Below are 20618 nucleotides of genomic sequence, written 5' to 3' on the forward strand. Positions count from 1 at the left end.
GCAAGACCTGAAATCCAAGCGAACCCTGCACCGTGTTCAAATGAATGTTTACACTCGGCAAAGCAGTGCCAACTGAAGGTAAAGTGAACGCCAAGGTTGCCGTATTCGTGATGGCTGAAACTGTGCCGTCAAATCGGTAAGAACTCGGTTAACCTGCTGGCTGGATGTATGGTTTGCCCAGATTTTTGATGCAGCGACGGCGCCCTGGACCTGCCGAAATCTGTGTGTCACAGTCCCGTCGCTGATTCGGTGTCCCCCAGCACTGGTCGCAATACCGGCTTAGGCGTGTGCTACGGCCGGTGTTTTGCGGTCGCGTCTGCGTACGTGATGTACGGTGCTGCGGTTGGTAATTCCCTGCACGCCGGCGACGACCCCGAGAGGGGGCTGCCGGAATGGCCATGCCGGCCATGTGTCGGGATATAGCGCTCCGAAACTCACGCACGTGGAAGCGGCCACTTGTGTCGCGATTGTCGAGCATGCGTGACAAGGAGTCGTGGGTGGCGAGACGAAGTCGGATTGCCGCATCCCTGGTGGCCGGAGCGTTGCGAAAGCTGCCGCCGGATGCCGTCCCGCCGGTGGCCAAGGGCGATTCGCACTACGCCCTCCCACCCGCAGCCTGCGCGCCATGGCCGAACATGCCTAGCCCCCAAATTCCCTGGCCATGACGGTGATTGACGCTCAGACAGGCGTGGAGCGACAGTCCTCAGCGCCATGCGTGCATGCGCCCCGGGCTGACGCCGAGCAGGAGGATCAGCAGCGTCGACACGCATCTGACAGTCAGTGGACAAGCCGAGTTCGCGACGTATGCCGCGGACCTTTTTGTTGCGTGAAGCTCTGCACGCCGCAGACGTCCACGCGCATAAAGAGAAGGGATTCGCGTTGGGATCGAGACAAAGATCCAACAGGTCCAAGCAATCCGGCAGATCCGTGGCATTCGGCGGATCCAGCAGATACGGCATTTCCCGGAGAATACAACGCAGGAGGATGCGGGCGCTCACTCTGACGGTCGCGACCGCGGTCATCGTCTCCGTCGTTCCTCAAGCGGCCTATGCCGCCATCCCGTCGCAGAGCGACGGCAAGGGAACAGGCAAGAGCATAGGTGACACCATCAAGGGCTGGTTCACCGACGACGACAACAGCTACCGGCCGACCCAGCCGAAGACCGGTGGGACGCCGACCCTTCCGAGCCGGGACAAGCTGGCCAGGGGGAAGGCGGCACCCAAGGCGAAGCGCCTCGATGAGCTGACCAACAGGCGTACGCCGTACTCCCGTTACTGGCAGCTGTCCGACGGGCGGGTGCAGGCCGAGGTCTCGGCCGTGCCGACCGCCTACCGGTCGGGCAAGAGCTGGAAGTCCATCGACGCGGATGTCGAGAAGTCCGGCAAGGCGGGGTACACCTTCGCCAACACCACGAACAGCGCCCGCAGTTGGTTCGGCAAGGACTCACGGCACCTGGTGCGGTTCGAGACGGCCGAGGGGCAGGCCGTCACGCTCGGCCTTGCGCACGCCGGCAAGCTGGCGCCGACAGCCGAGGGCAACGCGGTCACGTACAAAGGCGCGGTCAAGGACCAGAACGCCGACCTGCGGTACCAGGTCGGGCCCGGCAGCGTGAAGGAGAGCATCCTCCTTCACGAACGGCCGGAGAGCCCGGTGTCGTTCACGTTCACGCTGGACACCGGCGGCCTGACGCCCAAGGCCGGCAAGGACGGCTCCATCCTCCTGTACGGCAAGGACGACTCCCCCGTCCTCCAGCTCCCGCCCGCCTTCATGACGGACGCGAAGAAGGACGCCGGCTCTCCGTACGGCACCAGGTACAGCACCTCCGTCAGCCAGAAGCTCAGCCGTGACGGGAAGAGCGGCAGCACCTGGAAGGTGACCGTCACCCCGGACGCCAAGTGGCTTGCCGACCCCGCACGGCAGTATCCGGTCACCGTCGACCCGACGATCTCGATCATGCCTACGCCGTCCGAGGCGCAGGACGTGATGATCTCCTCGGACGGGCCCAGCGACAACTACGACAGCAGCTGGCGGCTTTCGGTCGGCAACACCAACACGGGCAGCTCCCGCGCCCTGCTGCGGTTCCCGGTCACGGGCATCCCGGCCGGCACCAAGCTGGACTCCGCCGACCTGAAGCTGTACTTCGACCAGACCCACACCACGGACGACAACGAGGTGCAGCTCGAGGCGCACCGCGCGACCGCCCAGTGGAGCGAGTCCACCGCGACGTGGAGCAACGCCAAGGACATCACCGGCGAACTGTCCGGCACGTCGGTGACGGTCGACGACGGTGACACCGGCACTACGGCGGCCAAGGGCTCCTGGCCGGCGTCGGGGAACACCGACTACACCAAGTACGCCGTCAACGGCGACTACCTGTACAACAAGGACTCGGTGGCCGGTGACACCTACACCTGGCAGCCGAACCTCCCCGAGGACGGCACGTACCAGGTCGAGACGCACTACGTGCCCGCTTCGGACCGGGCCACCGGCGCGCCGTACATGGTGACCTACAACGGCGGCAGCAAGTCGTACACCGTCAACCAGGCGGCCGGATCGGCGGGCGTGTGGAAGACGCTGGGCAGTCTGCCGTTCAAGGCCGGCACCGCCGGCAAGGTGGTCCTCGGCGACGGTCCGGCGTCCACCTCCACCGCGGTCCTCGCGGACGCGATGCGCTTCACCAAGGGCGGCGTGGTCACCAAGGCGCCGGGCGAGTCGAACGCCTGGCACACCTTCTCGGTGACCAAGACCGTCCAGCAGTGGATCGACGGCAGCTACCCCAACTACGGGTTCGTCGTCAAGGCCGGTGACGAGTCGGCCAACGGCCCCAAGGGCGGCCCGCGTTACGAGGGCAGCGAGTACGCGTACGGCGGCGAGTACGCCAACGAGCCGCGTCTGGTGCTCACCTTCGGCCGGCAGGGGGTGAACCTGGCCGCCCCGGACACCATCCACGCCACCGGCGCCGACCTCGACTGGTCGGCGTACCAGGACCCGTCGACCTCCCCGGGCGACGACATCGTCGAGTACCAGGTGCACCGCTCGGTGTACCAGAACTTCACCCCGTCGCAGTCCACCCTGGTCGCTCCGGTGGCCCCGGGCACGACCTCCTACGCGGACACCTCCGCGGTGCCGACAAGAGCGGACGACGCGGATCCGCTGGGCCGGGCCTACTACTACATGATCGCGGTCAGGACCCGGGACGGGCAGCTGATCCCGGCGCCCACTCAGCTCGTGCGACTGCCCAAGGCCGGCCGGGTCACGAAGCTGGTGGAGGCGTCCCAGGACACCACACTCACGGCGAACCAGCCGACGCAGCCGCACGACACGATCACCGACGGCGGTCTCGCCAACCCGTGGTTGATGGTGGGTGACAACTCGGCCACCTACGGCACCAGCCGTGCCCTGGCGAAGTTCCCGGCGCTCGGGATCCCGTCCACGGCGCGGGTGGTGGACGCCCAGATGAAGATGTGGGGCTTCACCACCGTCACGGCGGACGGCTCGGGTACCGGCACGGCCGACTACGAACTACGGCCGCTCACACGGGACTTCGACGAGGCGACGGCGACCTGGCAGAAGGCCGACGCGAGCACGACGTGGACCACGGCGGGCGGTGACGCCGGCAACGCGGTCTCCGACAACGGCGGGTTCACCAACGACCCCGTCCAGCACGAGTGGGACATGACCTCGACGGTGCAGGGCTGGGTGAAGACCCCGTCGAGCCAGCACGGTGTCATGGTCAAGCTCGCCGACGAGGCGGGGGTCCAGGAACGCACCCTGTTCGTCTCCGGCGAGGGCGTCGAGGCCCGGCTGAGGCCGCGGCTCGCGGTCACGTACATCGACTCCACCACGGACTCGACGTACTACGCGCCGCAGACCCCGGCGCGGATGACGCCGAACTCCGACCACACGGTCGAGTTCACCCTCACCAACACCACCACCGCCCCCTGGAAGGCCGGCCGGCACGTCCTGACCTACCGCTGGCAGCTCCCGGACGGCGCGGACGTCACCAACGGCGGCAACCAGGTGCGGACGGCACTGCCCGCCGACCTGCTGCCCGGTGACTCCGTCACCCTCCAGGCGCAGGTGAAGACCCCGATCAACTCCGACTCGGGGAACAAGCGCACCGACTACGCCCTGGTCTGGGACGTCCTCGACACCCAGGCGGACACGTGGGTTTCGGGCACGGACGGCATCCCCGGGCTGCGGCAGACCGTCGCCGTCGAGGACCCGACCTCGGACCAGCTCGGCCTGGAGAAGTTCTACTCGTACAACGGCGTGAACACCGGCGCGGGGTCGTCGCTGATGACCAACACGGCGGCGGGCAACAGCGTGTGGCAGTACAACGCGTTCAGCAACCCGGGACGCGGTCTCAACACCTTCTTCCGCCTGGCCTACAACACCCAGGACACCTCCGACACGGTGGCCGGGGCGGGCTGGTCCGTGCAGGCGTCGGGGCCGATCCGGCTCGGCAGCCCGCTGGACTTCCACCCCAACCCGCACCCGACCGAGGTCCGGCTGCCGGACGGCGACGGCACCACGCACGTCTTCAGCCTGCAGGACGACGGCACCTGGAAGGCCCCGGCGGGCGTGCACTTCAGGCTGTCGGCCAAGCCGGGCCTGGACTGCACCCCGAACAAGGACCCGATCCCGGACGCCTGGACGCTGACCAAGCCGGACGGCACCCGCTTCCTCTTCGGCTGCGACGGCTACCTGTCGTCGACGGTCGACAAGAACGGCAACACGCAGACGTTCACGTACGCGGAGCGGAAGTCCAACAACAAGCCCACCAAGTTCCTCACGTACATCACCGACCCGGCGGGCCGGCAGACGCTGACCGCCACGTACTTCACGAAGAGCGACACCAGCAACCCGAAGATCATCGACCACCTGAAGTCGGTGACCGACATCTCAGGGCGCCGGCTGACCTTCGAGTACTCCGACCAGGGGCTGCTCACCAAGCTGACGGACGGCGCGGGTTCGTCCCAGCCGAAGGTGTTCGGCTTCGAGTACGACGCCACCCAGGGCAACAAGAACGTCAAGCTGGTCAAGATCACCGACCCGCGGACCCACGCGACGGGCCTGGCGTACTACTACCCGAAGGAGGGCGACGACCCGGCGTACCACTGGTGGACGCAGACCCTGACGGACCGCCTCGGCGGGCACACGGACTTCGCCTACGCGGCCGACGCGGCGAACACCGCCCACACCGACACCACGGTCACGGACGCCGAGGGCCACGCCACGAAGTACGTCACCGACGACTACGGCCGGCCGGTCCAGTCCACCAACGCCAAGAACCAGACCACCAAGCTGGCCTGGGACGCGAACAACAACGTCACCTACATGGAGGAGAACAACGGCGCAACCACCGCGTACTGCTACGACCCGCTGACCGGCTACCCGCTGTGGAAGCGCACCGCCGAGTTCAACAAGGCGGGGGTGCCGCCGCAGAGCGACTGCGCGGCGGGCACGTACCCGGCGAACTCCCAGCAGTACGAGTACGTCAAGCGGCTCGACGGCTACTCGTCGGACATCTTCCGCAAGACGTCCCCGCAGGGCCGTACCTGGAACTTCGGCTACGACACCTTCGGCAACCTGACGGCCGTCACCGACCCGAAGGGCGTGGCCACGCCGGACGCCGGCGACTACACCACGCGCTACGTGTACGACGCGTACGGTGAGATGTCGAAGTCGACCGACGCAGGCGGCCACGCGACGACGAACAGCGAGTTCGGCCCGACCGGATACCCGGCGACGATCACCGACGCGCTGAACGACAGCAGCGGCTACGTCTACGACGAGCGCGGCAACGTCACCAAGGTCACCGACCCGCTGGGTCACATCACCACGCAGACCTACGACACGTACGGCCGTCCGCTGGTGCAGACCGAGCCCAAGGACCAGGCGAACAACGTCCTGATCACCACGCCGGCCCCGGTCTACGACGCCAACGACAACGTCACCAAGGCCACCGCGCCGGGCGGTGCGGTGTCGACGGCGGTCTACGACGCGGCCGACCGGATCACCGCGGCCACCGCGCCGAAGGACTCGGACACCGCGCCCGACCGGACCACGACCTACACCTACGACAGGACGGGCCACGTACTGACGACGACCGAGCCCAAGGGCACGGCGACGGCGGACGACCCGGACGACTACACGACCACCAACCACTACGACGCGATCTACGAGACCACCGACGTGGTCAACTCGCTCGGCGAGAAGATCTCTTACCGGTACGACGACGTCGGCAACAACACCGAGGTCATCGACCCCAAGAAGAACCGGACGTCCGATCCGGACGACTTCTCGTCGAAGATGGCGTACGACCTCGAGCACCGCGTCACCCAGCTCACCGACGCGGCCGGCAAGACCTCCTCACGCGGCTACGACAAGGACGGGCTGCAGGTCTCCGCGACCGACCAGCTCGGCAACACCACCTTGACGAGCTATGACGAGCGCGGCAAGAAGACCGAGCTCAAGGTCCCGCACGACGGCACCGGCTCGGGCACCGCCTACCGGATCACGCGTTACGAGTACGACCAGGTGGGCAACCTCACCCGGACCGTCACGCCGCGTGGCACGGACACGGCGGACGACCGTGACTTCGCCTCGCGCACCGAGTACGACGCGCTCAACCGGCCGGTGAGGCAGTACCTGCCGTACGACCCGTCGGACTCCCGGTACAACAACGCGAACATCTACACGGAGACCACCTACGACGCGGCGGGCCGCGTCGTGAAGACCTCGATGCCGCCGTCCGCGGGACAGACCGTCCGCAACGACACCGTGCAGACCTACTTCGACAACGGGTGGGCCAGGACCTCGACCGACCCGTGGGACATCACGACGAGCTACGACTACAACGATGTCGGTCTGCAGACCTCCCGCACCATCTCCTCGGCCGACGGTGACGTCAGCCGCACCATGGGCTGGAGCTACTACCCCAACGGCAAGCTGAAGGAGAAGACCGACGACGGCGTGCCCGTGGGCACCGCGGTCCCGCTCGTCGACGACTCGGACCGACAGAACGTCGCCACCACCGGTACCTGGAGCACCACCACCGCGACCGGTCAGCTGGGCTACGACGTGCGCACCCACGCCGCGGGCGGCGGGACGGACTCCTTCACCTGGACGCTGAACATCCCGAAGGACGGGAAGTACACGGCCTACGTGAGGGTCCCGACGGTCTCCGGGGGCAGCAAGTCGGCGAAGTACACGCTGACCCACAAGGGCGGCACGGTCGACAAGACCGTCGACCAGTCGGCCGGCAGCGGCAGTTGGGTCAGCCTCGGCCAGTACGACTTCAGCCAGGGCAACACGTCCAAGCTCCAGCTCTTCCAGAGCACGGACGGCACGGTCGTCGCGGACGGCGTCAAGCTGGTCCGTGACCTGTCCGACGAGGCCGACAACGAAAAGCACCTGTTCCGCTACTCGTACGACCTCAACGACAACCTGTCGGTGATCGACGACCTGTCGCCGGGCGCCGACATCGACAAGTACACGCTCGCCTACAACGAGCTGAACAAGGTCAGCGGCGTCACCGAGTCCCTCGCCGACGCGGCGAAGACCACCACGTCCTACACCTACGACGCCGACGACCAGCCCGAGACGATCACCCACCCCGAACAGTTCTCGTCGTACACCTACGACCTGAGGGAGAAGGTCGAGTCGGTCTCCGTGGGCACCTCGCCCTCCGACGCCGGCCCCAAGGTCACCTCGTTCACGTACAACGACCGCGGTGACACGGCGACGGAGACCAAGGACAACGGCAACGTCGTCACCAACTCCTACTTCGCCGACGGAACGCTCAAGACGTCGGAGGAGAAGAAGGCCGACGGCACCCTGGTCGCCTCGCACGCCTACACCTACGACGCCAACGGCAACAAGTCGCAGGACCAGTCGAAGAAGATGAACGCCGACGACCACTCGGCGTACCTCGAGTCCACCACCTCGTACACCTACGACCCGGTGGACCGCATAGCCAAGGCCGTCAAGACCGGCCACGGCGCGAACACGGAGACGTACGTCCACGACGACAACGCCAACGTCACCAAGCAGACGGTGGACGACGTCACCACGGACTTCGCCTACGACCGCAACCGGCTGCAGACCTCCACCACCGGCGGAGCCGTCACCTCCTTCAATTACGACCCACTGGGCCGTACGGAGTCGACGACCGTGGACGGGAAGGTCCAGTCGCGGAACGTCTACGACGGCTTCGACCATGTCGTGGAGTCCCAGCAGCGGGGTGCGGACGGCACGATGAAGTCCACGACCAGCACCTACGACCCGCTCGACCGCACCAGGTCGACCACCACCGACGGCAAGACGACGGACTTCCAGTACCTGGGCATGTCCGACAGCGTGCTGACGGAGGAGGTGGCCGACAAGCTCACCAAGTCCTACCAGTACAGCCCGTGGGGTGAGCGCCTGTCACAGGTCAAGTACGACGACGACGGGACCAAGGAGGACGGCTACTACGGCTACAACTCCCACACCGACGTCGAGACCCTGACCGACGACAGCGGCAACACCAAGGCCACGTACGGCTACACGGCCTACGGCAACGCCGACAAGTCGGAGTACACGGGCATCGACAAGCCGGACCCGGCCGACCCTACGAAGGAGGAATACAACTCCTACCGCTACAACGCCAAGCGGTGGGACGAGAACTCCGGCACGTACGACATGGGCTTCCGCGACTACGACCCGGGGCTCAACCGTTTCACCACCCGGGACATGTACAACGGCGCCCTCGCCGACATGGGTCTGGGCAGCGATCCGTTCACCGGGAACCGCTACGCGTTCACGGGCGGCAACCCGATCAGCAACGTGGAGATCGACGGGCACTTCGCCTGGGCGCTCGCGGCAGCGGCTATCTTCGCCCCGGAGGTGGTGATCCCCGCCCTGATCGTCACGGCGGTGGTGGCCGCCGTCGTGGTCACGGCGGTCGTGGTGGCGGAGAACGTCGACTCCGACACGGATACGGCCGACGACACGGACGACGAACCGTCGCCGTCTCCGACGCCGACACCGGCGCCCAGCGGCAACCCGACACCGTCACCGGCGCCCACGGCGGGCAACCGACAGCCCCTCAACTGCGGACCTAAGGGCTGGGACAACTTCCAGGCCACGGACGCGAGCAACGGCAACCGCGCGCAGGGTGTCACGGCATGCCTGAACAAGGGATACCTCGCCTCCCACACGGGCACGCCGGCCAGTGTCCAGCCGCCCGGCTACCAGTGGGCGCAGGGCTTCGCCACCAGTCAGGGCCTCGACCAGTCGAAGAACATCAACAACTGCCACCTGCTCGGCAAGGCCCTGGGCGGGTCCGGCACCGACCTGCGCAACCTGTCCCCCTGTGCCCGGGGCGCCAACTTCCCCCAGTCGGGCTCGACACAGGGCAGCAACAGCATGTACACCGTCGAGAAGCAGGTGAAGGCGGCGATCAACGCCGGTCAGGACGTGATGTACTCGGTGACGCCCGTCTATCAGGGGAGCAGAACCGTCCCGACGAGCTACAAGATCTCGGCCTACGGCACGTACCCGGACGGCACGGTGGGGATCAACCTCACCAACCTGGTCCCCGTCCCGAACACCCTGAGCACGGGGGCCAACCTGGGTACGCAGTCGCAGAACGGCACGCCCGTACCGACGGGTTCGACACCATGACGGCCGGGACGAAGGAGAGGAGCCGACGATGAGCGCGAGAGCCGATGTGGACGCCCTGCGGCGGTTGATGCCGCCGCCGCGGGACGGCGGCACGTCCGTCGACTGGGAAGGGATGGCCCTGTCGTGGGGCCGGCCGTTCCCGCCCGACTACCAGCGGTTCATCGAGGAGTACGGCGCCGGAACCGTCCAGGGCTTCCTGGTCGTCGACGCGCCGCAGGCCAAGGTGCCGCTGGAGGAGGCCGGCCTGGACGGCATGGTCCAGGAGACCCTGACCGTCGAGGGAGCATGGGAGCTCGCGGACAAGTCACCGGAGCTGGAGGGGACTTCCCCCCGTCTGATCAACTGGGGGGTCGACTCCGCCGCCGACATGATGTGCTGGGATGCCTCCGGGGAGGACCCGGCCGCCTGGCCGGTGCTCGTGTTCAACCGCGGAGACGACCTCTTCAGCCGCTACGAATGCGGGATGGTGGAGTTCCTCACCCGGCTGCTGCGGGGCGAGTTCCCCAAGAGCCCGCTGGAGGACGTCGACCTCTTCGGGCGAGGGGAGGCCGCCTGGACGAAGCGCTGACCCACCGCGGCGAACCGTCCGATCCGGCGGCTTACGCGAAACGGTGAGAACGGAGGGCCCGGACCGGGACCTGGTCCGGGCCCTCCGCCCTGCCGCGCCGCGGCCGGCCCTCAGGCGGTCACCCTGCCGTCCCGAGGGCTGAGCCCTTCGTCCCTGGCGCGGACACGCTCCCTCATTCAGCGGCCGCTGGAACTGCCGGCCTGGCTGGACGACGAAGGCATCGCCCTGGCCGGCGTGCCATCAACTCATGTCGGCGCACTCGTCGACGAAGGCGCAGAGCTGACGGATGTGGCTCAGGGAAGACGGGGACGGGTCCGTGACACCCCGCATGTGGGGTGCGTCTTGGAGCCACTGTTGCCAGAGGGCGCCTGGTCCCAGGAAACGGGCGGCTTGGTCACCTTGGGCATTCAGGTCGATGAACAAGAGAGCGGCCATGGCCGCCGTCTGGTCGTAGGCAAGGTCGGGTCGGCGGAGGTAGCGATCAAGGTAGGCGACCAGCAGCTCAGAGTCGCGCGGCGTCCCGAAACTGGCCAGGGTCACGCAATAGGCAGAACCAGCGCAGCAGACCTCGCTGGCCAGCAGGAGCTCCCCGAGACGCTCACGGAACTCGGTTCGGCGAGAGACGGCCACGAGCCAAGTCGCAGTCCTCCGTTCCCGCCACCCGCCCTCAAGAAGGGTGGTGATCTCTTCCGCAGTGATGACTTTGGAGTCCTCGCTCAGCCTTCGCACGAAGCGGTCGTACTCAGGACTCTGCATGCGCAGCAAGTTTCCGCCGAGTTTCATGTAGCGCCGCTCGGGCGTGACGTAGCGGCGAACCAGGGCCAGCAGCTCGGGATCCTCATGGGCACGACGCATCACAGGGCCGATCCTGCCCCACTGGTGTGCAAGGAGGCCACCTCCTTTCGACACTGCGCCGCTCGGCTGCTGAAGGGGGCGGCAACGTCCGCGCCCTGGCACCGCCACCCGCGCCGGGTGAGGCCGTGAGCTATGACCAGGATCACAGCGCCGCCGGACAGGTCCGGGAATGCATGCGCCGTCATGCTGTTTGGATACATGCGGAGTCATGTATCAGTGCAGTCATGTACCAGTTGACAGGAGAACGGCATGCAGTTCGGCATCTTCGGGGTCGGTGACATCGCTCCCGACCCGACGGGTTACACCCAGAGCGAGGCGGAGCGGATCAGTAACCTGATCAAGATCGCCCGGCGGGCCGACGAGGTCGGCCTCGACGTCTTCGCGCTGGGTGAGCATCACAACCCCCCGTTCGTGATGTCCTCTCCGCCGACTCTGCTTGCCCACATCGCGGCGCTGACGGAGCGGATCATCCTGAGCACGGCCGTGACCCTGATCACGACCAACGACCCGGTGAAGATCGCTGAGGACTACGCGATGGTCCAGCACGTCGCCAAGGGGCGGCTGGACCTGATGCTCGGACGTGGGAACACCGTCCCGGTCTACCCGTGGTTCGGCAAGGACATCCGCCAGGGCGTCGCACTCTCCCTGGAGAACTACAACCTGCTCCACCGGTTGTGGCGCGAGGACGTGGTCGACTGGGAGGGACAGTTCCGCACCCCGCTGCAGGGCTTCACCTCCACCCCGCGCCCGCTGGACGACGTCCCGCCCTTCGTATGGCACGGCTCGATCCGCACCCCTGAGACCGCGGAGCAGGCGGCGTACTACGGCAACGGGTTCTTCGCCAACCACATCCTGGCCCCGAACTTCCACTTCAAGCCGCTCGTCGATCTCTACCGGCAACGGTTCGAGCACTACGGACATGGAACCGCCGACCAGGCCATCGTGGGGTTGGGCGGCCAGGCGTTCATCGCCAAGCGCTCCCAGGACGCCATCAACACGTACCGGCCCTACTTCGAGAATTACCCGGTCTTCCGCGGCTCGAAGCTGGAGGAGTACATGGCCGCCACGCCGCTGACGGTGGGCAGCCCGCAACAGGTCATCGAGAAGGTGCTCACCTTCCAGGAGGGATTCGGCGACTACCAGCGCCAGCTCTTCTCCGTCGACGCGCTCGCCCTCCCGCTCGACATGGCGCTGGAACAGGTCGAGCTGCTGGGCACCGAGGTGGTCCCGGTACTGCGCCGGGAGATGGAGGCGCGTCGCAAGCCCGGCGTCCCGGACGCACCGACGCACGCTTCGCTGGTCAAGGCGAAGTACGGTGACGCCGAACCGCGCCAGCTGCGACCGAACCCCAATCGGGGCGACAACCTCTCGGGCACCTCGCCCTACCAGGACAGTGCCTCAGGTTACGCGGCTCGCTTCCCGGTCGGCCCGTGATGACGGACACCAGGGGCTTGACCAGGTTGGCGAACGAGGCCTGGGAAGCGCTGTTCAGGGCACAGGCGACACTCGCGCGCGAGTTCGAGTACTGCGGCGATTGGGGCGACTTCCCGCCCCGTGAGTACGGCGTGCTCTACGCCCTCGCCGGCGCCGAGGGCGGTCTGCGCATCACCGAGCTGATCGACGACGTCCTGTTGACTCAGGCCGGGGTCTCCCGGCTGGTGGCGCGGCTGGAGAAGCGCGGCCTTGTCGAGCGTCTCCCGGATCCCGACGACGGCCGTGCCTGCCGCATCGTCCTGACCACCGAGGGACGCGATGTTCAGCAGCGCCTCGGTCGCGCACACGCGCGACACGTCCGGGAGGCGATGACCCGCGCGCTCACCGCGTCACAACTGACAGCGCTGCGCGACCTCGGGAAGGCGCTTACCGCCGCAGCCCCGCCGGCAACCTCGCAGCACACGAAGCCAGACGCAAGGAACACCGCATGAACACTGTGCCCACCGCCTCCCAGCAAGTCACCATCACGGTCGTGAACGCCGGGGTGAGTGATCCGTCCTCGACCCGGCTGCTGTCCGACCGGATCGCCCAGAAGAGCATCGACGCCCTGCGTGAGATCGGCATTGCCGCGACCGTGCGCTCGATCGATCTGGGACCTCTCGCCGTTGAGATCGCACGGTCGATCGTCTCGGGGATACACGATGCGAAGGTGAAGCACGCCATCGCAAAGCTCGCCGAGTCGGACGCGATCATCGCCGCGACTCCGGTCTACAAGGCGGGGATCAGCGGCCTGTTCAAGTCGTTCGCCGACCTGATCGACAACGACCTGCTCATCGCCAAACCGGTCGTACTCGCTGCCACCGGTGGCTCGGCCAGGCACAGCATGGTCGTGGATGACCATCTCCGACCGCTGTTCGCGTTCCTACGGGCGATCCCGATGCCGACCTCTCTTTACGCCGTACCGGAGGACTGGGGCTCGACCGACCTCGGCAAGCGCATCGCCCGCGCGGCCGGTGAACTTGCCGCCTTCCTGCGCAGCGGCGCCGGCCGCGAAATCGCCGACGACAACTGGGCGGGCTACCGGCACGCGTTCGGCGGCAACGCCACCCGCGCCCAACACGGCATCGAAGACGTCGACTTCGACACCGATCTCATGCGCCTGGCCACCGGCCAAACCGCACGCCCCCTGGCCGGTGACCAGGCGGATGCACGCTGACGTACCCGCCCCGGCACGGGGACCAGCGGGCCTGGATCGAACCGGTGGGCACGCGACGGTGGTGGTCATAGGGGGCGGGCAGTCGGGGCTCTCGGCCGGCTACCACCTGAAGCGGCGCGGCTTCACCAGCGCGCTGAAGGGCACGAACGGCCCGGACGGCAACCGGACCTTCGTGGTGCTCGATGCAGAGCCGGCAGCCGGTGGGGCGTGGCGGCACCGCTGGGAGTCGCTGCGGATGGCGACCGTGAACGGCATCTTCGACCTGCCCGACTTCCCTCAACCGCCCGTCGACCCGGACGAGCCCAGTCGTACAGCGGTGCCCCGCTACTTCGCTGCCTTCGAGCAAGTGACCGATCTGCCGATCCTGCGGCCGGTGACCGTCACCGCCGTACGGCGCGTGAACGCCCAGCACGACGGGGAGCTGGTGATCGACTCCAGCGCAGGCAGTTGGACTGCCCGGGCGGTCATCAACGCCACCGGCACCTGGACGAACCCCGTCCGTCCCCGCTACCCGGGGCAGGAGAGTTTCACCGGCATCCAGATGCACACCCACGACTACGTCTCGGCCGACCGGCTCGCCGGGCTGCGGGTCGCCGTTGTGGGCGGTGGCATCTCGGCACTCCAGCAGCTGGAGGAGATCTCACGGGTGGCCACCACGTCCTGGTACACGCGTCGCGAACCCGTCTTCCGTGAGGGTGAGTTCGAGGCCGAGGTCGCCGGCCGTGAGATCGTCGCCAAGGTCGCCGCCGATGTCGAAGCAGGCAGACCCACCGGCAGCGTCGTCTCCTACACCGACCTGGCTTGGACGCCGTACGCGTTGGCGGCGAAGGAGCGCGGGGCACTTAGGCGTCGTCCCATGTTCACCGCCATCGAACCCGGCGGAGTCCGCGAGGCAGACGGTTCCTTCACGTCGGTGAACGCGATCGTGTGGGCCACGGGCTTCAAGGCTGCCCTGGCGCACCTGGAGCCTCTGGGGCTGCGCAACGAGTTCGGTGGGATCACGATGCGCGGTACCCAGGTGGCCGACGAACCACGCGTGCACTTGGTCGGTTACGGACCGTCTCAGTCCACCGTCGGCTCCAACCGCTCCGGTCGTCAGGCAGTGAACAGCCTGTTGCGGCAGTGGAACGCTGCTTCGAGTGGTCCGCCGAGCAACGCAGGTACCGCGGCACGTGCATGCGCAGGGGGCGCAGCGGCCGGTGATTGACCATTCCCGCACCAGTCCATTCCTGGTCGATGCTCCCGGCTTCGCACGGTGATCGGCCAGGTCCCACCTCCGACGGCGGCAGCCGCGCCGTTATCAGGGCCGAGGCATGGCCGAAGCCTTGACCCAGCACTGTCTCACGGCGGTCTGATCACAAGTCCAATGAAAGAACCAGAGGTTTCCTCATGAAATTTCAAGTCCTCGACATCCTGCCGCATGTCAAGAACCCGGTGACCGGGCGTGAAGTGCGCACGGACGAGCGGTACTCCCAGGCGCTGACCTCGGCACGCTACGCCGAGGAGTTCGGGTATGACGCGGTCGCGCTGGGCGAGCGGCATGCCGGCGACTTCCTTTCCAGCGGTGTCACGGTCCTGCTCGGTGCGATCGCCGCGACCACCAGCCGGGTCCGGCTCCAGACCGGTGTGTCGGTCCTGTCGATCCACGATGCGCTGCGCGTCGCCGAGGACTACGCCACGATCGACCAGCTCTCCCGTGGCCGGCTCGAACTCGTCATCGGCAAGGGCAACGAGCTGCGTCAGCTCCCGATGTTCGGTATCGAGAACGGCGACCAGTGGGATGCTCTGGCGGAGAAGTACGAACTGCTCCGCCGGCTGTGGCGCGAGGACGACGTCACCTGGCAGGGCCGCTTCCGCGGACCGCTGAACGGGGTCACCAGCCTGCCGCGCCCCTTCGCCGGCGCCCCTCGCGTGTGGCACGGGTCAGCGACCACGCTGACCTCGGCGAACCTCGCGGCGAAGTGGGGCGACCCGCTCTTCTCCGCCAACGCCCTCCAGCCCCGCGACAAATACGCCGTACTCATCGACCACTACCGCACGCAGTACGTCCAGCACGGCCACGACCCGCGGTTCGCCTATGTCGCCGCGGGCGCGGGCTTCCTCTACCTGGCCGACACCACCCAGGAGGCCCAGAAGGCCTTCGGACCGACGTACGAGCAGATCATGGCCTACTTCAACCAGCCCGGGAACCACACGCCCGGCAACGGGGTGGAGTTCCCGACCATCGAGGACGCCATCGAGCGCGGCCCCGTCCTGGTCGGGTCGCCGCAGCAGATCGCCGAGAAGATCCTCTGGTGGCACGAGGCGTTCGGACACGACTTGCAGTCCTTCAACCTCCCGACGATGCTCCCGCACGAGCAGCAGCTCACCATGCTCGAACGCTTCGCCAGCGAGGTCATACCGCTCGTCCGCAAGGCCGCCCCGACGACACTGTGGAGCGATGAGGACCCCTACGGCGGACGCCCCGCCGTCCACGGCCGAACCGTCCCCGACGCCGCCACGAAGATCGAACAGGCACGGCACTGACCGCGTAAGAGGGTCAGCTTGTTCCACCGTAGCCGTGTGGTCAGGCCGGGGCGGCGATCCAGACGCCCCGGCCGTCCAAAAGCCCCGTCATGCGGCGGATGACGGGACCGGCGGGGCGGCAGGGGACGCGCCAGGGCCTCACCGAAGCGCTTCCACGGTCAGATGAACAGGACGCTCTCGACGTCGATGGTGACGAGTTCCATGTCTCGGTACACCGTTCCGTCCTCGCCCAGCCGGAAGACCCGCCGCCGGGTCGGGACCATGATCCCGTCGAACTCCTCGTAGTCCGAGGGATAGTGCGCGGCGTGACCCGCGTTGATGACCTCGGGGGTGTAGTCATGCCTGCGCAGCAGGCCGTCGGAGCCGAAGTAGAACACCTGCTTGCGGCAATGCGTCGCGATGTGGTCCGGGAAGGTGATCTGCAGGCGCCTCCAGGTCTCGCCCTCCTCGGTGACCGGAGACAGTTCCACAGCCTTGAATCCGGGAGAGCTGAAGGTGAACGGGGAGGTCAGGTACGTCCACATGGCATACCCGGCGAAATAGGCGACCTGCAGGTTGTCCCAGGGAGCGTGCAACTCGCTCGGGAACGAGGCGCGAGGGTCGAATCGCTCGGCCTCCACCTCGCCGCTGACGGTCTCCACGGCCACCCGCTCGGGCGTGAAGGAGGTCCGCAGGTGGGGAGCGGTGAAGGGATAGTGGCTGGCATGCTGCCGGTGCAGGTCGAGTCGAACAGCCGCATGACTCAGAATCCCCTCCTGCCCCTTCAGCTGCCACAGCGAACCCGCAACGCGGATGTGCGCGGTGGCCGAGCTGTACTGGTTGTAGCGGTCCAGACCGCCGTGCGCCTCGATGGCGGTGGTGACCAGATCTTCCATGGCGAACCCTCCCGTGAGCTGTAGTGAGTGTGGTCGGCACCCAGTTCGGCATCGCCGGGCGAATCGCCGACCGCCCAAGATTTAGGAGCATATGCTCCTATCCGTGCTACGGCAAGTGGGCGATCCTGTTCTGACCGCCTTGTCCAGGGGGGAACTGGACCTCGCAGGTAGGCACCTCGGGCCCGCGCCGCCGGCCGCCTCCTCGGCCCCCGCCTCCTGCGCGAGGCGCTCCGACCTCAGCGATCCTGATGTCTGGCTCCGCCTGCCGGCGCCCTGCACGGCGGTGAGGGCCTGGCGGACGCCGAGCCAGACACAATGATTCGGGATTGACGAGCTGAGTCAGATCATTCGGAATCCGCAGGCTTCAGCCGCAGGGACAGGCTGTTGATGCAGTATCGCTTGTCCGTCGGCGTCGCGAATCCCTCACCCTCGAACAATTCTCCGAGATATGACCCGCAACGAGCGCACCGAACCACGGGATAGGAGGACCCGTCCTTCTGCACTTCGACCGAGTCGAGGTCCTTGGGGTCGTAGAACGCAGGCCAGCCGCAGCGAGAGTCGAATTTCTCCTCGGAAGTGAAAAGATCAGCACCGCAGGCCCTGCAGGAGTACACACCCTTTTCTTTGGTATCGGTGTACTCTCCCGTGAACGCCGCTTCGTCCACAGCGCCACGCAGCACCCTGTATTCCTCCGTGGTCAGCTCTGCGCGCCACTCGTCATTTGACTTCTCGACATCATACGCCATGACTTCATCCTTTTCAGGGACGGGAACGCTGCTTCAGGAGGTGAGCAGCACTGGACGGATCGTTGCCTTTTGTCGTGCAGTTGGAACTCAGCGGCAGAAAACCACGCCAGCCGAGGTCGACTGTCGATTCTACGTGGCTGCCGACGAGTTGGAACTCGGCAGACATGACCTCAAGGCGAAGGCCCGGATCACCGACCTCCACGTAGGGGAAGGCATGCCGGTTTCCGTGTCGCGGAGCGGAGAACTTCCCCGCGATCCGCGGCCGCGCGTTACTCGGCCGCCGGCGACTCACGCCGCGTGTGCCGCGGCCACGTCGTGCGCTCGGTGGCGGCGGATGACCACGTGCGCCGTCTCGGCAGCGATGAGACTGAGCGCGATCAGCAGGGCGCCGATGGGACCGAGCCGGTGCGCACCGACCCAGGCTATTCCGACCTGCCCGATCAGCGGCGCGATGGAGACACCGACGTAGGTGGTGGCGGTGTTCAGGCCGGTAAGCATGGGCGCCGCGTCCGGCATGGCCTCGATCAGGCGATGCGTCTGCGGTGTCAGGAGGCCCCATCCGCAGACGCCCCACACGACGAGCGCCACGATGGAGGTGGCCAGGTTCGCGCTGGACCAGGGCAGCAGCAGGAAGTCGATGACGAGCACCACGAGGCCGGTGTTGAGGATGCGCCGGGCGCCGAGCCTATCGACCAGAGCGCCCGAACCGAGCGTCCCGACGGTGGACGCCACGCCCCAGACGAACAGCAGAACCGCGAGGGTGGTGCCGCTGCCGCCGGTGGCACGGTCCAGACTCTCCGCGATGTAGGAGTAGACGGTGAACAGGCCGGTGAAGACCATGAGGGTTGTCAGCAGGGTCATCCCGACACGGCGATCTCCGAGCGGTGCGAGGCGGGCACGCAGGGCAATCAGCGGTGGGTTGGGGATCCTGGGAAGCAGCAGGGCGAGTCCCGCGGCGGCGAGGACGCCCAGGGCGGAGACGAACAGCATCGTGACACGCCAGTTGCCGGTGAAGCTGCCGATCGCCGTGCCGATGGGGGCACCCAGTGCGGTGGCCGCGCTGAGGCCGGCCAGAACGGTGGAGATGGCCCGTCCCCGCTTCTCCGGCGGCGCGAGCGCGGCGGCCGCGGCCACGGCCGCGGGGCTGACCATGGCGCCGCCGAGTCCGGCAACCGCTCGCGCGGCCAGGGCCACGCCGAAGACGGGGAGCAGAGCCGTGAGGAGGTTGCCCGCGACGAAGATGCCGAGCCCGGTGAGGAACAACTTGCGGCGCGGCCAGCGCGTGGTGAGCGCTGCCATGACGGGGCCGAGGACCGCGTAGGAAAAGGCGTAAGCGGTGATCAGCCAACCCGCGGTGCCGACGCTGACGTCGAGGGAGTGTGCGGCGTCCGGCAGGATGCCGGCGATGACGAAACTGTCGGTTCCGATGGCGAACATCGCGACGGACAGGACTAGGAGTGATCGGTACACGACGGAAGAGCTCCACGAAACATGTAGCGGTTCGGCATCAGGACGGTTCGATGGCGGGCCGGTGCTTTAGACAGCGGCCCGGTGTGGACGACGGTCCGCTCAAGGGATGAGGCAAGAGCGGCCTTCGCTGAGCGCGACAGCCGCCACGCCGGTACGTCGGCTCCCCACGGCTTCGGACATCCCGCGGGGTCGGCGGGGAATCCTCGCCCGGTCGCGACTGCCGCTCGGGCAGCCGAGCGCGACGCGATGACGACCCCCGCTCCCCATGGCGGCCGACAACGGGGTCGACGGTGGGCTCGGGGAGCTGGGGCGCTTTCAGGTCGTCAGCGTCAGGGCGTGCGTGCCGCAGTCACCCGCTTCTCGCACTCACGGGATCCCCTCAGCTGCCGAGGCCCCGATGCGCATCGCATAGCTCGACGGCTTCGCGCGCCTGCACCTGATCGACACGTCCGCCGATGATGAGAAGTTCCCCCCTTACGCATTCGAGGCGCCGGGCGGCCCTGGCAGATACGAGGATATGCTCGTATTTGATTCCTGGCAAGTCTGCACCGCAACCAGGCGGGCGTCGTCGTGCGTGTGGCGGAAGATGCGGGGCCTCCTCTCGGCCCCCGCCGGGATCGGGCGCAGAGGTGTCCACCACTCGGTGTCAGGTCCCGATCCCGCTGGCGCCCACCCACTGCCACCCCACCACACGATCACAGTCAGGCACACACTGGGCTGAGTTCCCGGCCTGGCAGATACAGCGACCATTCTTCAGCGGTGAAGTCTCGGTGAACGGCCCGGCAGATGTGGCGGATGGTTTCGGATGGTGTGGAGAGGTTCACGTCCCACAGTTGCACCGTCTTGTCCCAGCCGCCGGTGGCGAGGGTACGGCCGTCGGGGCTGAACGCCACCGTGAACACATACCCCGTGTGGCCGGTGAGGGTGCGGCGGGTTTTGCCGGTGGCCACGTCCCACAGCCGTACCGTCTGGTCACGACCGCCGGTGGCGAGGGTGCGGCCGTCCGGGCTGAACGCCACCGCGTACACGGGGCCGGTGTGGCCGGTGAAGGTGCGGCGAACTTCGCTGGTGGCCGCGTCCCACAACCGCGCCGTATCGTCGTCACCGCCGGTGGCGAGAGTGCGGCCGTCGGGACTGAACGCCACCGCTTCCACGGGATCGGTGTGGCCGGTGAGGGTGCGGCGGGTTTTGCCGGTGGCCACGTCCCACAGCCGTACCGTCTGGTCACGACCGCCGGTGGCGAGGGTGCGGCCGTC

12 protein-coding genes are annotated in these 20618 nt (G+C 67.3%); 7 read left to right on the top strand and 5 right to left on the bottom strand.

What is annotated here, in order from left to right; genetic code table 11:
• Positions 1-984: 984 nt before the first annotated feature.
• On the top strand, positions 985-9672 hold the full coding sequence (locus tag ACGFRF_RS34170; protein WP_393746707.1) for a DNRLRE domain-containing protein: 8688 nt from the start codon (positions 985-987) through the stop codon (positions 9670-9672).
• Positions 9673-9700: 28 nt separating this feature from the next.
• On the top strand, positions 9701-10240 hold the full coding sequence (locus tag ACGFRF_RS34175) for a hypothetical protein (RefSeq protein WP_393746709.1): 540 nt from the start codon (positions 9701-9703) through the stop codon (positions 10238-10240).
• A 240-nt stretch (positions 10241-10480) separates the two neighbouring features.
• Here ACGFRF_RS34175 and ACGFRF_RS34180 read toward each other — a convergent pair whose 3' ends face one another.
• Positions 10481-11095, bottom strand: a complete 615-nt coding sequence (locus ACGFRF_RS34180; protein WP_393746885.1) for a DUF6000 family protein — start codon at positions 11093-11095, stop codon at positions 10481-10483.
• A gap of 249 nt (positions 11096-11344) precedes the next feature.
• Between ACGFRF_RS34180 and ACGFRF_RS34185 the strand changes: the two genes are divergently transcribed.
• The 5 genes from ACGFRF_RS34185 to ACGFRF_RS34205 all read left to right on the top strand — a co-directional run bounded on the left by ACGFRF_RS34185 (position 11345) and on the right by ACGFRF_RS34205 (position 16271).
• Positions 11345-12529 (top strand): CE1758 family FMN-dependent luciferase-like monooxygenase, encoded by a 1185-nt coding sequence (locus ACGFRF_RS34185; RefSeq protein WP_393746711.1) that lies wholly within the window; start codon positions 11345-11347, stop codon positions 12527-12529.
• 26 nt (positions 12530-12555) lie between these two features.
• A complete protein-coding gene (locus tag ACGFRF_RS34190; protein ID WP_393746713.1) occupies positions 12556-13020 on the top strand; it encodes a MarR family winged helix-turn-helix transcriptional regulator in 465 nt (154 codons plus the stop codon).
• Entirely contained in the window at positions 13017-13745 is a 729-nt protein-coding gene (locus ACGFRF_RS34195; protein WP_393746715.1) for a CE1759 family FMN reductase, read from the top strand. Before ACGFRF_RS34190 ends, ACGFRF_RS34195 begins: the two co-directional genes overlap by 4 nt.
• Before the next feature lie 58 nt (positions 13746-13803).
• A complete protein-coding gene (locus tag ACGFRF_RS34200; RefSeq protein ID WP_393746717.1) occupies positions 13804-14952 on the top strand; it encodes an NAD(P)-binding domain-containing protein in 1149 nt (382 codons plus the stop codon).
• Between the two features lie 182 nt (positions 14953-15134).
• Positions 15135-16271, top strand: a complete 1137-nt coding sequence (locus ACGFRF_RS34205) for an LLM class flavin-dependent oxidoreductase (protein ID WP_393746719.1) — start codon at positions 15135-15137, stop codon at positions 16269-16271.
• A gap of 158 nt (positions 16272-16429) precedes the next feature.
• On the opposite strand, the gene ACGFRF_RS34210 is transcribed toward ACGFRF_RS34205, so the two are convergent.
• The 4 genes from ACGFRF_RS34210 to ACGFRF_RS34225 form a co-directional block, all read right to left on the bottom strand.
• Positions 16430-17146: a hypothetical protein gene (locus ACGFRF_RS34210; protein ID WP_393746721.1), complete on the bottom strand. Its 717-nt coding sequence runs from the start codon at positions 17144-17146 to the stop codon at positions 16430-16432.
• A 344-nt stretch (positions 17147-17490) separates the two neighbouring features.
• Complete coding sequence (gene msrB / locus ACGFRF_RS34215) at positions 17491-17892, bottom strand: peptide-methionine (R)-S-oxide reductase MsrB (RefSeq protein WP_393746722.1); 402 nt, start codon at positions 17890-17892, stop codon at positions 17491-17493.
• A gap of 288 nt (positions 17893-18180) precedes the next feature.
• A complete protein-coding gene (locus tag ACGFRF_RS34220; RefSeq protein WP_393746724.1) occupies positions 18181-19362 on the bottom strand; it encodes an MFS transporter in 1182 nt (393 codons plus the stop codon).
• A 701-nt stretch (positions 19363-20063) separates the two neighbouring features.
• Positions 20064-20618, bottom strand: a 555-nt coding sequence (locus ACGFRF_RS34225) for a WD40 repeat domain-containing protein (RefSeq protein ID WP_393746726.1), incomplete at its 5' end; no start/stop codon positions are given.

It is taken from the genome of Streptomyces sp. NPDC048521 (genome assembly GCF_043199855.1).
Taxonomy (GTDB): Bacteria; Actinomycetota; Actinomycetes; order Streptomycetales; family Streptomycetaceae; genus Streptomyces.

Bases quoted from the DNA above. Each gene is read 5' to 3' on its own strand.
- ACGFRF_RS34170 (WP_393746707.1), top strand. From the start codon at position 985: ATGCGGGCGCTCACTCTGACGGTCGCGACCGCGGTCATCGTCTCCGTC.
- ACGFRF_RS34175 (WP_393746709.1), top strand. From the start codon at position 9,701: ATGAGCGCGAGAGCCGATGTGGACGCCCTGCGGCGGTTGATGCCGCCG.
- ACGFRF_RS34180 (WP_393746885.1), bottom strand. From the start codon at position 11,095: ATGCGTCGTGCCCATGAGGATCCCGAGCTGCTGGCCCTGGTTCGCCGC.
- ACGFRF_RS34185 (WP_393746711.1), top strand. From the start codon at position 11,345: ATGCAGTTCGGCATCTTCGGGGTCGGTGACATCGCTCCCGACCCGACG.
- ACGFRF_RS34195 (WP_393746715.1), top strand. From the start codon at position 13,017: ATGAACACTGTGCCCACCGCCTCCCAGCAAGTCACCATCACGGTCGTG.
- ACGFRF_RS34205 (WP_393746719.1), top strand. From the start codon at position 15,135: ATGAAATTTCAAGTCCTCGACATCCTGCCGCATGTCAAGAACCCGGTG.
- ACGFRF_RS34210 (WP_393746721.1), bottom strand. From the start codon at position 17,146: ATGGAAGATCTGGTCACCACCGCCATCGAGGCGCACGGCGGTCTGGAC.
- msrB (WP_393746722.1), bottom strand. From the start codon at position 17,892: ATGGCGTATGATGTCGAGAAGTCAAATGACGAGTGGCGCGCAGAGCTG.